This window comes from Micromonospora aurantiaca ATCC 27029 (genome assembly GCF_000145235.1).
GTDB classification, from domain to species: Bacteria; Actinomycetota; Actinomycetes; order Mycobacteriales; family Micromonosporaceae; genus Micromonospora; species Micromonospora aurantiaca.
On sequence record NC_014391.1, the window covers coordinates 3,064,754 to 3,078,670 of the forward strand.

The window sequence follows — 13,917 nt, forward strand, 5'->3', positions numbered from 1 at the left end:
ATGCCCGAGGTGAGCACGACCGGTCTGGTCGCCGCGCTCGACATCGGCGGCACCAAGACCACCGCCGCCCTGGTCACCGCCTCCGGCGAGGTCGTCGGCCGGCGCACCGCGCCGACGCCTGGTCGCTCCGGCGCCGCCGCGGTGCTCGACACCGCCGCCGACCTGGTGGAGAAGCTGCGGGCGGACGCACCGGGCGTCGTACGGGCGCTCGGCGTCGGCAGCGCCGGAGTCATCGACAGCGGCTCCGGCCTGGTGCTGTCCGCCACCGACGTGCTGACCGGGTGGACCGGCACGGATCTGCGCGGCGACCTGAGCCGGCGCCTGGGCGTGCCGGTCACCGTGATCAACGACGTGCACGCCCACGCGCTGGGCGAGGCGCGTCACGGCGCCGCCGCCGGGTACGACACAGTGCTCTACGTCGCCGTCGGCACCGGTGTCGGGGCGTCGTTCGTCCTCGGCGACTCGGTGCTCGCCGGTGCGCACAGCGCCGCCGGGCACGCCGGGCACCAGCCGTCCCCGTACGCCGGAACGCTTGCCTGCACGTGCGGCGGGCGCGGGCACCTGGAGGCGATCGCCGCCGGTCCCGCGCTCGCAGCCGAGTACGTCCGGCGTACCGGCCGGCCGGTGGCCGACCTGCGGGCCGTCGCCGCGCTCGCCGCGGACGGCGACGAGGCGGCCCGGGAGGTCGTCCGGCTCGGCGGCGCCGCTGCCGGTTCCGCCGTCGGCGGCCTGGTCAACGTACTCGACCCCGCCGCCGTGGTGATCGGCGGCGGCGTCACCGGCCTCGGTGAGCCGTGGTGGCGGGCGCTGCGCGACGCGGTGCGCGCCGAGACGCTGCCCGGCCTGGCCGGCGTGCCCGTGCTCGCCTCCACCCTCGGCCCCGACGCGCCGCTGCTCGGCGCCGCCTCGCTCGCCTGGAAGGTCTCATGAACGCGCTCGTCGACCAGCTCCGTGACCGCCTGGTCGTCTCCTGCCAGGCGTACCCGGGTGAGCCCATGCGCGACCCGGACACCATGCGCCGGGTCGCGCTCGCCACCGCCCGGGGCGGCGCCGCCGGCATCCGCGCCCAGGGACTGGCTGACATCGCCGCCATCCGCGCGGCGATGGACCTGCCGCTGATCGGGCTCTGGAAGGACGGCGACGACGACGTCTTCATCACCCCGACGCTGGAGCACGCGCTCGCCGTCGCCGACGCCGGGGCGCACGTCGTCGCGCTCGACGGCACGTCCCGGCCCCGGCCCGACGGCCGCACCCTCGCCGACACGATCGCGGCCGTGCACGAGCGCACCGGCGCGCTGGTGATGGCCGACTGCTCCACGCTGGACGAGGGCATCGCCGCCGCCGCTGCCGGCGCCGATCTGGTCGGCACCACGCTCGCCGGCTACACCGCGTACACCACCAAGGGCGACGGGCCGGACCTGGACCTGGTCGCCCGGCTCGCCGCCGCGGTGGACGTCCCGGTGGTCGCCGAGGGGCGCATCCACACGCCCGAGCAGGCCGCGCAGGCGCTGCGGGCGGGCGCGTGGACGGTCGTTGTCGGCACCGCCATCACCCACCCGAGCACCATCACCGGCTGGTTCGCCGCCGCCGTGCAGGAGGCCGCGTCGTGCCGCTGACCGACCTCGACCTGGCCGGCTGCCTCGCGTACCGGCCGGAGCTGGACGTGCCGGCGGACCTGGACGCGTTCTGGTCGCGCACCCTCGACGGCGGCGGCGACCCGGAGGCGGCGGTCTACGAGCCGGTCGACACCGGCCTGACCCAGATCCGGACGTACGCCGCCACGATCCCCGGCTTCGGCGGCGAACCGGTACGCGGATGGCTGCACCTGCCCGCCGGGGCCGACGGGCCGCTGCCCTGCGTGGTCGAGTACCTCGGCTACGGCCGGGGCCGCGGCCTGGCGCACGAGAAGCTGTTCTGGGCGGCGGCGGGCTTCGCGCACCTGATCATGGACAGCCGGGGCCAGGGCTGGAGCGCCGCCACCGGCGGCACGCCCGACCCGCACCCGTACCCGGCCGGCACCGTGCCCGGCTTCCTCACCCGGGGCGTCGCCGACCCGGCCGACCACTACTACCGGCGGCTCATCACCGACGCGGTGCGCTTCGCCGAGGCCGCCCGGCGGCACCCCGCCGTCGACCCCGCGCGGGTGGCGGTCACCGGCTTCAGCCAGGGCGGCGGCCTCGCTCTCGCCGCCGGCGCGCTGTGCCCGGACGTCGCCGCCGTCATGCCGGACGTGCCGTTCCTGTGCGACATCCGCCGGGGCGTGCGCGTCGCCGGCCGGGACAGCCCGTACGCCGAGGTCGTCGACTACCTCGCGCTGCACCGCGACCGCGCCGACCAGGTGTTCCGCACCCTGTCCTACCTGGACGCCGCGGTGCTCGCGCCGCGCGCGACCGCGCCGGCGCTGTTCTCGATCGCCCTGCGGGACCAGGTCTGCCCACCGTGGACCTGCTTCGCCGCCTACCACCGCTACGGCGGCGACAAGGACGTGCGGGTGTACGAGTTCAACGACCACGAGGGCGGCGAGGCCGAGCACCAGCGCGAACAGCTCACCTGGTTGCGCGGGATCCTGGGCGGCTAACGCGCGCGTTCCACCACGTAGTCGGTCAGCTCCAGCAGGAAACGGCCGTCCTCGGTGTCGGCAGCGTCGCCGAGCGCCCGCTCACCCTCGCGCCGGGCGGCCAGCGCGAGATCCCGGGCGCTGCGCCGCGCCGACTCCACACAGTCGTACGCGAGCAGCCGCCCGTGCAGCCAGCGCACCTCGGCGTCGGTGCGCTCCGCACGGGTCCGGCTCAGCAGCCGCACGAGTCGTTCGCGTTCCTCCGGTGTGCACCGCCGCATGAAGTCGATCAGGATCAGCGTGCGCTTGCCCTCCCACAGGTCACCGGCGATCTCCTTGCCGTACCGGGCGTAGTCGCCGGTGAGGTTGAGCGCGTCGTCCTGGATCTGGAACGCCGCACCCAGGTACCAGCCGTACCGGTCGAGCACGTCGACGGCGTTCTCCCGGCCGGTCGCCACGAGGATCCCGGTGCGGCACGGGTAGATGCACGTGTACCAGGACGTCTTCTTCAGGCACATCCGGTAGTAGTCGTCCGCGTCCAGGTCGCACACGTTGTCGCGGATCCAGCCGATCTCGATGGCCTGCCCCTCCAGCGAGTGGCGCATCATCAGCTCGGTCTCGGTGAACAGCCGCCAGGCGATCCCGGAGCCGAGCGCCGCCCGGTTCGCCGCCAGCCGTCGCAACGCCAGCAGGTTCGTCATGTTGCCGACGTTCAGGGCCACGCCCACGCCGTACTCGGCATGCAGCGTCCGCCCGCCGCGCCGCTGCTCGCTTTCGTCCTGGATGTCGTCGTGGATGAGGAAGGCGTTGTGGAACAGCTCCACAGTCACCGCGGCGTTGAGGCCCACCGCGTCGCCGCCGCCGAACGCCCGGCACGTGGCCAGGCACAGCGCGGCGCGCAGCCCCTTGCCCCACCGCCGTGGGTACTCCGCGACCAGGTCGTAGAGGTATCGCGGGCCGCCGTCGGGCACGTCGTCGAGCAGCGCGCCGAGGGCGAGCCCGCGATAGCGCTCCAGCATCCGTTCCACGTGCCCGCCGGCCACCCCGGTGGTCGGCGCCATCGCGCGGCTACCGGTCCGTCGGCCGCTTCGGGGCCGGCGACGCCAGCCGGTCCGCGAGACCGTTTGCGACCTCGGGGGCCAGCCGCGCCAGTTTGAGTACGGTGTCCAGCGCGTCGTGCGCGTCCGAGGTGTATCGCCGGATCACCTCGCCGCGCTGGTCGTCGGCCATCTTCAGTTGCCCGACCACGGTGTCGATCAGGGCGTGCCCGTCGGTGCGGACCCGGGCGACGAGCTCGTCGAACGCCTCCGGGTCCACGCGCCGGCTCTCGGTCAGCTTCTCCTCGAGCCTCCGAGCGCCGGCCAGCCCCGCCGCGAGTTCCTCCTCCAGCACCGTGGCCGCGTGGGTCACGGTCTCTGAGGTCTCCTCGGCCACCTTCTCGAAGCGCTCGTTCGTGCGCTCACGCTCCACGTTCTCCATGCGGCGGAGTCTCCACCCGGCTCCGGGCGGCGGGCTAGGCAAGTGTCGCGATGGTGACTGACGGTAATGATGGCGAGCTCGGCTCGCCATCCGGCGGTGACTGGGTACGCGTACTCAGCGCAGTACCGTCCCGTCGCTCATGTGCGGTCGCGGCGGCGTCGACAGGATGCTTGTCATGGCCGAGACGCTGCACCGACACGCCGCTGCACGTACCGTCGACACGCCCCTGCCCGCCGAGGCCGCGCTGGCCCCCGCCGGCCGCGCGGTCGCCGCGCTGGCCCGGCTCGTCGCCCACCATCCCGCCGGCTGGCGCTGGCTGGCCCGGCGCCACCACCCGGTCCTCGACCGGCTCGCCGCCGCGAACGCGCGGTCGACCTGCGTGCGGGCCGCCCGGCGGGTGCCGGCTTACCAGGCGTTCCTGCGGGCCCGCCCGGGCGGCCTGCGCCGCCGGCTGCGGGACTTCCCGGAGACCGACAAGCACGGGTACGTCATGGCGTACGACGCCTCCGCCCGCTGCCGGGACGGGCGGATGCCGGATCGGGGCGTGGTGGTCGACGAGTCGGCCGGCTCGTCCGGGCGGCCGTTCAACTGGCCACGCGGCGAGCGGGAACTGCGGGCGGTGCACCGGGACATCGCCGGCTACACCGGACTGGCGTTCCCGATGCGCCGGCCGTTCGTGATCAACGCGTACTCGATGGGCGCCTGGGCGACCGGCACCACCACCGGCGCGGCGATGGCCCGGATCGCGACCGTGAAGAACACCGGCCCGGACCTCGGGAAGATCGTCGACACGCTGCGCGAGTTCGGTCCCGGCCACGACTACCTGGTGACCGCGTACCCGCCGTTCCTCAAGCACCTGCGGGACCGGCTCGACGCCGAGGACTTCCAGTGGTCGCGGTACCGGATCTTCGCCAGTTGCGGCGGCGAGGGGATGACCGAGGCACTGCGCGACTACCTGGAGCAGCGGTTCGTGCGGGTGCGCTCGGCGTACGGGGCGTCGGACCTGACCATCGGCATCGGCGCGGAGACCCGGTTCACGGTGTGGCTGCGGCGGCGGCTGCGCACCGACGCGGGACTGCGCGCGGAACTGCTCGGCCGGGGCGAGCAGCGGCTGCCGATGGTGTTCCAGTACAACCCGTTCGCCACCTACCTGGAGACGAACGAGCGGCGGGAACTGCTCTGCACTGTGGCCAGTCCGCACGTGCTCCAGCCCCGGCTGCGCTACAACGTCGGCGACGAGGCGCTGCTGGTGCCGTACCGGCGGATCGTCGAGCTGGCCAACGCGGACCCGGTACGCCGCGCCGAGTTCCGTACCGCGGTGGCGGAGGAGCGGATGACGCTGCCGCTGCTGCTGTTGTTCGGCCGCAGCGACTCCACCGTGTCCTACCTGGGCGCGAACCTCTACCCGCAGGACGTCGAGTACGGCCTCTACACCGGCAACCCGTACGCCGCCGAGATCAACAGGTTCTGTCTCACGCTGCACGAGGACGCGGCGCTGGAGACCCGGCCGGTGATCCACGTCGAGCTGCGCCGTCCGCTGGACGCCGCGGCACGCGCGGCGCTCGCCGACGCCTGCCGCGACGGGGTACGCGCGCACCTGACCTCGGTGTCGCGGGACTTCGCGCAGTCCCTGGTGGAGGACCCGACCGCCGGCGACCTGCGGGTCGAGCTGTACGAAACCGGCGGCGGCCCGTTCGCCGACATGCAGAAGCTCAAGAACGTCTACCTGGTGAGGTGAGCGATGCGTACCCGTGACTTCTCCCGCGCCCCCGCGCAGGCCCGCGCCGGCGCCATGTTCATCGGCGGCACCCGGTACGCGAACCCGCTGGTGCTGCTGCGCCTGGCCCCCGACTGGATCCGGATGGTGCGCGACATGCGCCGGATGTCCGGCTACTGCTGGCACACCGTCTACTGGCAGTTCCCGCTGACGCTCGGCACGATCGCGTTCTTCACCGACCGGGACGCGCTGCTGCGCTTCGCCCGGACCCGGCACCACCGCAAGCTGATGATGTGGCTGACCGACGGCGACCGCAACGCCACCGCCGGGTTCATCCGGCTCTACACCGCCTCCCCGGACGGCTACTCCAACGGCGCGTGGCGGGCCGAGGACGGCGCGATGGGCCACATCGAGCGGTTCACGCCGCTGGGCGCGGAGACGACCGGACCGGCGGTGCGCCGGTGACCGGCCACCGGTTCGAGCGCGTGACCGGCCGGCGCGGCCTGCGCGACTTCCTCGCCCTCACCGACCGGCTGTACGCCGACGAGCCCCGGTACGTGCCGACGCCCCGGCAGCAGATCCGCCGCTGGTGGCGCGACGGCGTGCCGATGTACGTGCTGCGCGACGCCACCGGCACCGTGGCCGGGCGGACCACACTGCACACCGACGCGGACTTCGACGCCGAGCTGGGCCGCCGCTGCCAGCTGTTCGGGCTCACCGAGTTCACCGCGCCCGCGGCCGGGCCGCTGTTCGACGCGATCGGCGCGTACGCGACGCCGGGCCGGGACCTGCTGTTCGGGCCGGTGGCGCTGCTGCCCAACCAGGCCGGCGGCGTGATCACCTCCGGGTACGCCGACCGGGGTTTCGTGGACAGCGCGTGGAACCCGCCGTACTACCCGGACGCGTACGAGGAGAACGGGTTCACCGGGCGGTTCGTCTCCGACACGTGGATCTGCCCGGTCCCGCCGCCGGTCGAGCCGCCGCCCGCGCTGGGGGTCCAGCCCGACGGCGCGCGGCTGGAACTGCACCGGGGGAACACGCGGCGGCTCGACGAGCAGCTCGCCCTGCTGCGCGGGATGCTCAACGACTCCTTCGCCCAGCTCGGCTACTACACGCCGATCTCCGCGTCGCAACTGCGGCGGCAGACCGACGGCCTGGCGTACCTGCTGGACGAGTCGCTCCTGCTCTACCTGACCCGCGACGGGCGGCCGGTGGCGTTCGTGCTCTGCGTGCCGGACATCAGCGACTTCCTGGTCGCGGTCCGCGGCGACCTGAACCCGGTCAACCAGCTTCGGCTGCTGGCCACCCGCCGCCGGTACCGGCGGGAGGCGGTGCTGATCGTCAAGGGCGTGGTGCCGGAGTTCCAGGGGCGCGGCTACCAGCGGCTGCTCTCCGCGCACCTGCACCACAACCTGCACGACGGCGGCTACACGGCGCTGCGCAGCACGTACGTCGGGCGGGACAACCCGGCGTCGGCGGCCCAGTACCGACGCCTCGGCGGGCGCCCGCTGCACGGCTACACGTTCTACGCCAGGGAGCGGTGAGCATGGACCTCGCCGCGTTCCACGCGCTGGAGCCGCTGTGCTGGCGGGCGCCGAGCGCACACAACACCCAGCCGTGGCGGCTGCGCTACGAGCGCTGGGCGATCACCGTCGGCTGGGATCCGGCCGACGCGCTTCCCGCGGGCGACCCGACCGGGCGCGACCTGCGGCTGTCGCTGGGCGCGTTCGTGGAGACCTGCCTGATCGTCGCCGCCGACGCGGGGCTGCGGCTGGACTGGGCCGCCGACCACGACGAGTCCGACCGGCGGGTGGGGCGGCTACGGCCGGGACGGCAGCCGTACCGGACGCCGTTCCGCACCGCCGACGTGTGGGACCGGCGCACCCACCGGGGCCGGTTCACCGGCGGCCCGGACGCCGACGTGGTCGCGGCCGTGGACGCGGTCGCCCGGCGGGCCGGTGGCGCGGTCCGTGCCGTGCCGGCGGCCGGGCGGCTGCGCGCGCTGCTGCGCACGGCCGACCGGCAGGTGTACGCCGACCCGGCGGTGGTCGCGGAGCTGCGCCGCTGGCTGCGCCTGGACCGGTCGGGCCCGCGCTACCGGGCGGACGGGCTCAGTGACAGGTGCCTCGGGCTGGGCCGGGCCACTGCCACCGGACTGCGGGCGGCGCTCGCGGCGTACCCGGCGTTGCGCCCGCTGGGGCTGCCCCGGCTGCTCGCCGCCGCGGGCGGTGACCCGCTGGCGCAGGGCGGCGGGGTGCTGGCGCTCGTCGCGCCGCCCGGTCTGGACGCGGCCGGGCAGGTCGAGTTCGGACGCGTGCTCATGCGGATGTGGCTGACGCTGCACACGGCCGGGCTGGCCGCGCATCCGCTCAGTCAGCTCGTCGACGTGGCCGCCACCCGGGACGCGCTCGGCACGCTGCTGGACGTGGCGCCGGAGCGGATCGTGCACGTGGCCCGGGTGGGCCGGCCGGTAGCGCCGGCGCCCCGCTCGGCGCGCCGGGTCGAGCGCACGGGTGGGGGAGTGCTGATGCGGGACGCCGCGGTCCGGGTGGGGTAGGACCGCCGGGGGTCATCGCGACGGCGGCGCGGTGCTGGCCCGTACCACGAGAGTGGTGCCGAGTTCGTACCGCTCCTGGGCCGGGGCGCGGCCGTCGGCCAGGGTCAGGGCGAGCCGGGCGGCCGTGGCGCCGATCTCGGCGAACGGCTGCCGCACCGTGGTCAGCGGTGGCGCGAGCCAGGCCGCCTGCTCGACGTCGTCGAAGCCCACCACGCTGAGATCCTCCGGTATCCGCAGACCGGCGTCCCGGGCCGCCGCGTAGACGCCCATCGCCTGCAGGTCGTCGCCGCAGACGACAGCGGTCGGCGGGTCGGGCCGGGCGAGCAGCTGAGCGCCGAGGTCGCGGCCGTCCTCGAAGGTGAACACGCCCCGCTGTTCGAGGCTCTGGTCGAACGGGACACCGGCGTAGTCCAGCGCGGCGTGGAACCCGTCCAGTCGGGCGCGCGCGGACAGGTCCCGGACCGGTCCGGTGATCACGCCGATCCGGCGATGGCCGAGTTCGAGCAGGTGCCGGGTGGCGGCGAGCGCGCCGCTCCAGTTGTTGGACCCGACGGCGGGGGTGGGGAACAGGTCGCCGGTCGGGTCGATGGCGACCAGCGGTATGCCGTCGGCCTCGAACCGTTCGCCGTCCTCGGCGGTGACCAGGGCGAACGCCGTGATGACGGCGGTCGGCTGCCGCACCAGCAGTTGCTCCGCCCAGGGCAGCCCGGCCGACACGAGCCGGTGCACGTCGGTGAAGCCGACGGTGTGGTCGTGGGCGGCGGCGACCTCCTGGACGCCGCGCAGGATCTGCATGGCGATCGAGGACAGCATCCGGTGGAAGACCACCTCGACGCAGAGGGCCGCGCCGGTGGTCTGCCGTCGCCGGTAGCCGTGGTCGCGGAGCAGGGCTTCCACCCGCTGACGGGTCTGCTCGCCCACCCCGCGCCGGCCGTTGAGGACCTTGGAGACGGTGGGTGGGGACACCCCGGCGAGTTCGGCGATCGTCGCGAGGGGCAGGTCACCGCGCCGGGGCTTGCGCAGGTGCGGCCGCGGTCCTTCTTCGATCACGAGGGAAGTCTATGGCTGCGGCGCGAGGGCGAGTACGCGCCGCTCAGACCGCCCGCGAAAGGTTATCGATAACATTTCGCGCCCCGGAGGACTTCGCCGGGTCGGGTCGTGGATCTCCGGCTTTCCGCGGGAACTTTCGCGAAACCTGTTCGTCACATCTTGACGGCCGACGCCTCCATCCATGAGAGTCCATATAGGCAGATGCGGCGCACGGACGGGAGCCCGGCGCCGGTGGGGTGGCGGAGCGCGTACGGAAAGGATGCCTGGGCAGCATCCTGTTAGCGCTAACACCAGCCCTTCCTGCCGACATCAGACGCCGGTCCGGCCCGCGTCATCACGTCCCACCCATCCACGCGCACGAGCGTGGCGGCAGAGGGGTTCCGATCCGTGGCGATCAGTCGACGAGCACTCATCAAGGCCGTGGCCGCATCCGGCGCACTCACCGCGGCGTCGGTCACCGGCCTTCCCGGCGTGGCCTGGGCGGCGAACACCGCGTACGCGATGGCCTACTTCACCGAGACGCCGAACTTCCAGGGCGCGGACTACGGGCTGCACCTGGCGGTGAGCCGGGACGGTCTGAACTGGACGCCGTTGAACCAGAACAACCCGGTGGTTACCCCGACGCAGGGGCAGATGGGCCTGCGGGATCCGTTCGTGTTCCGCAAGCAGGACGGCAGGTTCGTCATCCTGGCCACCGATCTCAAGGGCACCAACTTCGGCCTGAACAGCCAGTACCTGCACGTGTGGGACTCGACCGACCTGACCGCTCTCACCGGCTACCGCCGGATCCGGATGCACACGCTGCCCAGCTCGCACACCTGGGCGCCCACGGCGTTCTGGGACGCCGGCCGCGGCCAGTACGGCATCGTCTACTCCTGCAACAGCGGCGGCGACGTGCTGATGGTCAACTACACAAGCGATTTCGTCACAGTCGGCCCGCAGCAGGTGTTCTTCAGCCCCGGCTTCGGGGTGCTCGACGGTGACGTCGTCGTCGACGGTGGCACCACGTACCTCTACTACAAGAACCTGTCCACCGGCCTGCTGCACGGCGCCCGCTCCTCGACCGGCGCGCCGAACAGCTTCACCACGTACACCAGTGGACTGCGGCAGGGCAACGCGATCGAGGCGCCACTGCTGGTCAAGAACAACGACGGCAGCGGCTGGCGGCTCTGGGGCGACTCGTTCAGCCCGGTCAACGCCGACTACTACATCTGGTCCACCTCGAACATCGGCGGCAACTCGTGGACCGCGCTCAACCAGCGCGACTACACGCCGCCGCTGAACGCCAAGCACGGCTCGATCGTCGGGATCAGCGACGCCGAGTACAACGCGATGATCTCCCGGTGGGGCACCCCGAACTGGGTCCGGCTCAAGTCGTCGAACCTGCCCGACCACGTGGTACGGCACAGCAACGGGGTCGGCCGCGTCGACGCGTACCCGTTCGATCCCTACCAGGACCAGATGTGGCGGATGGTGGCCGGCCTGGCCGACCCCGCCGCCGTGTCGTTCGAGTCGGTGAACCGGCCGGGCAGCTTTCTGCGGCACAGCAACTACGCCATCCGCCTCGACCCCAACGACGGGTCGGCCACGTTCCGGGCGGACGCCACCTTCCACCGCACCGCGGGACTCGCCGACGCCTCGTGGACGTCGTTCCGGTCGCACAACTTCCCGGACCGCTACCTGCGGCACGCCAACTACCTGCTGCGGATCGACCCACTCGGCTCGGCGTCGAGCGCGAGCGACCGCCAGGACGCCACCTTCCGCATCACGCCCTGACCGAGGAGGCCGTCATGACCAGAAGACTCCTGCGACGCGGCGTCGCGCTGTTCGCGAGCATGCTCTGCGCGGTCGCGCTGACGCCTGCTGTCGCCCACGCGGACAACCCCGTCGTCCAGACCATCTACACGGCCGACCCGGCGGCGCTGGTGCACAACGGCCGGGTCTACCTCTACACCGGCCACGACGAGGACGGCTCGACCTACTTCACCATGAAGGAGTGGCGGGTCTACTCGTCGGCCGACATGGTCAACTGGACCGACCACGGCTCGCCGATGAACCTGGCCACCTTCAGCTGGGCCAGCGCCGACGCGTGGGCCGGCCAGACCGTCTACCGCAACGGCCGCTTCTACTGGTACGTCCCGGTCAAGAACCGGGCCACCGGCCGGATGGCGATCGGCGTCGGTGTCTCCGACAGCCCGACCGGCCCGTTCCGGGACGCCATCGGCCGTCCGCTGGTGGAGAACGGTGAGATCGACCCGCACGCCTTCGTCGACGACACCGGGCAGGCGTACCTGTACTGGGGCAACCCGAACCTCTGGTACGTGCGGCTGAACGCCGACATGGTGTCGTTCTCCGGCGGCCCGACCCAGATCCCGCTGACCACAGCGGGCTTCGGCGCCCGCAGCGGGAACACCAGCCGTCCCACGCTGTACGAGGAAGGGCCCTGGGTCTACAAGCGCAACGGGACCTACTACAACGTCTTCGCGGCCGAGTGCTGCTCGGAGTTCATCGGCTACTCCACTGCACCCGGCCCGACCGGTCCGTGGACCTACCGCGGCACGATCATGCCCCGCCAGGGCGGCAGCTTCACCAACCACGCCTCGATCATCGACTTCAACGGCGGCTCGTACTTCTTCTACCACAACGGCGCGCTGCCGGGCGGCGGCGGCTTCACCCGGTCCGTGGCGGTGGAGAAGTTCAGCTACCGCTCCGACGGCACCATCCCGACGATCAACATGACCAGCGCCGGCGCACCGCAGGTCGGCACGCTCAACCCGTACGTGCGCCAGGAGGCGGAGACGATCGCCTGGTCCGCCGGCGTCGAGACGGAACCGTCGAGCGAGGGCGGGATGAACGTCGGCTGGATCGAGAACGGCGACTACATCAAGGTCAAGGGCGTCGCGTTCGGCGCCGGCGCCGGCTCGTTCACCGCCCGGGTGGCCTCGGCGACGGCCGGCGGCCGGATCGAGGTGCGGCTGGGCAGCCCCACCGGCGCCGTGGCCGGCACCTGCGTCGTCGGCGGCACCGGCGGCTGGCAGACGTGGACCACGGTCACCTGCCCGGTCAGTGGCGCCACCGGCACCCAGGACGTGTTCCTGCGCTTCGCCGGCGGCAGCGGCTACCTGCTCAACGTCAACTGGTGGCAGTTCCGCTAGACCGGCCCACCCCACCATCACCGGAGGAGACCTCAGATGTCGAAGCGCAGAACGAGAGCCGGGTCGGTCACCGCCGCGATCCTGCTGGCCCTGGGCATGGGCGCCGCCATGGTCGGCGGCTCACTGGGCGGCAGCGCCCGGGCCGCGGACGCCGGCGCGGCGGCCGCGACGGCCGGCTGCGGGAAGGCCCCGACGCTGGCCAGCGGGACGCACACCGTCACCAGCAGCGGCAAGAACCGCACGTTCATCCTGCGGGTGCCCGACGGCTACGACGTCAACCGCCAGTACCGGCTGGTCGTCGGCTTCCACTGGCGCGGCGGCACCGCCACCGACGTCGCCACCGGTCAGACCGTCCAACGCGACGTGTGGTCGTACTACGGGTTGCAGCGGCTGGCGAACAACAGCACCATCTTCGTCGCGCCGCAGGGGCTCAACAACGGCTGGGCCAACGCCGGCGGCGAGGACATCACCTTCGTCGACGACATCCTGCGCCGTGTCGACGCCGGCCTGTGTGTGGACACCAGCCAGCGCTTCGCGCTCGGGTTCAGCTACGGCGGCGCCATGAGCTACGCGGTCGCCTGCGCCCGGCCCACCGTCTTCCGGGCGGTGGCCGTCTACGCCGGCGGCCAGCTCAGCGGATGCAGCGGCGGCACGCAGCCGATCGCGTACTTCGCCGCGCACGGCATCCGCGACGGCGTCCTCGGCATCGCCGGCGGGCGGACGATGCGCGACCGGTTCGTCCGCAACAACGGCTGCGCCACGCAGAACCCGCCCGAGCCGGGCCAGGGCAGCCTGAGCCACCGCACCACCACGTACACGGGCTGCCGGGCGGGGTACCCGGTGGTGTGGGCGGCCTTCGACGAGGGGCACATCGCCGCCCCGCAGGACGGCGCGCCGGGTGACAGCGGCTCGCGTACCTGGCTGCCGGGGGAGACGTGGCAGTTCTTCACCCAGTTCCAGAGCACGACGCCGCCGCCCACCACGCCCGCGCCGACCACCCCGCCGCCGTCCGGCGTCGCCTGCAAGGTCACCGCGACGGTGAACGCCTGGAACACCGGCCTGACCGAAGACCTCACCCTCACCAACACCGGCGGCAGCGCGATCAACGGCTGGTCGCTGGTCTTCACCCTGCCGGGCGGGCAGACCATCACCTCCGGCTGGAACGCCACCTACTCGCCCGGGTCCGGTCAGGTGACCGCCCGCAACGTCTCCTACAACTCCACCATCGCGGCCGGCGCCTCGGTCAGCCTCGGCTTCCAGGCGAACCACACCGGCAACACGGCCGCACCGGCGGCGTTCACCCTCAACGGCGTCGCCTGCGCGAGGTAGCCACCGCACCCGGTGCGCGGGCGGGCCGACGCCGGCCCGCCCGCGCACCGGCCGCACCACCATCCGACCCGCC

General features: G+C 73.1%; 13 protein-coding genes. 10 read left to right on the forward strand and 3 right to left on the reverse strand.

Going from position 1 to position 13,917, the window contains the following annotated elements:
* Genes MICAU_RS13350 through MICAU_RS13360 form a run of 3 tightly spaced genes read left to right on the forward strand, consistent with a single transcriptional unit; the run spans position 1 to position 2,578 of the window.
* Entirely contained in the window at positions 1–930 is a 930-nt protein-coding gene (locus tag MICAU_RS13350; protein WP_013285840.1) for an ROK family protein, read from the forward strand.
* The gene (locus MICAU_RS13355) at positions 927–1,616 is read left to right on the forward strand and encodes an N-acetylmannosamine-6-phosphate 2-epimerase (protein WP_013285841.1); all 690 of its coding nucleotides are present in this window, start codon (positions 927–929) and stop codon (positions 1,614–1,616) included. Before MICAU_RS13350 ends, MICAU_RS13355 begins: the two co-directional genes overlap by 4 nt.
* Positions 1,607–2,578, forward strand: a complete 972-nt coding sequence (locus MICAU_RS13360; RefSeq protein WP_013285842.1) for an acetylxylan esterase — start codon at positions 1,607–1,609, stop codon at positions 2,576–2,578. Before MICAU_RS13355 ends, MICAU_RS13360 begins: the two co-directional genes overlap by 10 nt.
* On the opposite strand, the gene MICAU_RS13365 is transcribed toward MICAU_RS13360, so the two are convergent.
* The gene (locus MICAU_RS13365; protein WP_013285843.1) at positions 2,575–3,618 is read right to left on the reverse strand and encodes a polyprenyl synthetase family protein; all 1,044 of its coding nucleotides are present in this window, start codon (positions 3,616–3,618) and stop codon (positions 2,575–2,577) included. The genes MICAU_RS13360 and MICAU_RS13365 overlap by 4 nt on opposite strands.
* A 7-nt stretch (positions 3,619–3,625) precedes the next feature.
* Positions 3,626–4,036 carry a hypothetical protein gene (locus MICAU_RS13370; protein WP_013285844.1) on the reverse strand — a complete coding sequence of 137 codons (411 nt, stop codon included), beginning with the start codon at positions 4,034–4,036 and terminating at the stop codon, positions 3,626–3,628.
* A gap of 175 nt (positions 4,037–4,211) precedes the next feature.
* On the opposite strand from MICAU_RS13370, the gene MICAU_RS13375 reads away from it, so the two are divergent.
* From MICAU_RS13375 to MICAU_RS13390, 4 genes are read left to right on the forward strand one after another with little or no spacing between them, the layout of a single operon-like run.
* Complete coding sequence (locus MICAU_RS13375) at positions 4,212–5,774, forward strand: phenylacetate--CoA ligase family protein (RefSeq protein WP_013285845.1); 1,563 nt, start codon at positions 4,212–4,214, stop codon at positions 5,772–5,774.
* Between the two features lie 3 nt (positions 5,775–5,777).
* Positions 5,778–6,218: a hypothetical protein gene (locus MICAU_RS13380; RefSeq protein WP_013285846.1), complete on the forward strand. Its 441-nt coding sequence runs from the start codon at positions 5,778–5,780 to the stop codon at positions 6,216–6,218.
* On the forward strand, positions 6,215–7,297 hold the full coding sequence (locus MICAU_RS13385) for a GNAT family N-acetyltransferase (RefSeq protein ID WP_013285847.1): 1,083 nt from the start codon (positions 6,215–6,217) through the stop codon (positions 7,295–7,297). Before MICAU_RS13380 ends, MICAU_RS13385 begins: the two co-directional genes overlap by 4 nt.
* A gap of 2 nt (positions 7,298–7,299) precedes the next feature.
* Positions 7,300–8,310 carry a nitroreductase family protein gene (locus tag MICAU_RS13390; protein WP_013285848.1) on the forward strand — a complete coding sequence of 337 codons (1,011 nt, stop codon included), beginning with the start codon at positions 7,300–7,302 and terminating at the stop codon, positions 8,308–8,310.
* 12 nt (positions 8,311–8,322) lie between these two features.
* On the opposite strand, the gene MICAU_RS13395 is transcribed toward MICAU_RS13390, so the two are convergent.
* Complete coding sequence (locus tag MICAU_RS13395; RefSeq protein WP_013285849.1) at positions 8,323–9,360, reverse strand: LacI family DNA-binding transcriptional regulator; 1,038 nt, start codon at positions 9,358–9,360, stop codon at positions 8,323–8,325.
* 387 nt (positions 9,361–9,747) lie between these two features.
* Here MICAU_RS13395 and MICAU_RS13400 point away from each other — a divergent pair, with 387 nt between their 5' ends.
* From MICAU_RS13400 to MICAU_RS13410, 3 genes are read left to right on the forward strand one after another with little or no spacing between them, the layout of a single operon-like run.
* Positions 9,748–11,136 carry a glycoside hydrolase family 43 protein gene (locus MICAU_RS13400; RefSeq protein WP_013285850.1) on the forward strand — a complete coding sequence of 463 codons (1,389 nt, stop codon included), beginning with the start codon at positions 9,748–9,750 and terminating at the stop codon, positions 11,134–11,136.
* Between the two features lie 14 nt (positions 11,137–11,150).
* The gene (locus MICAU_RS13405; protein WP_013285851.1) at positions 11,151–12,515 is read left to right on the forward strand and encodes a glycoside hydrolase family 43 protein; all 1,365 of its coding nucleotides are present in this window, start codon (positions 11,151–11,153) and stop codon (positions 12,513–12,515) included.
* Between the two features lie 36 nt (positions 12,516–12,551).
* Positions 12,552–13,844 (forward strand): CE1 family esterase, encoded by a 1,293-nt coding sequence (locus MICAU_RS13410; protein WP_013285852.1) that lies wholly within the window; start codon positions 12,552–12,554, stop codon positions 13,842–13,844.
* Positions 13,845–13,917: the final 73 nt, after the last annotated feature.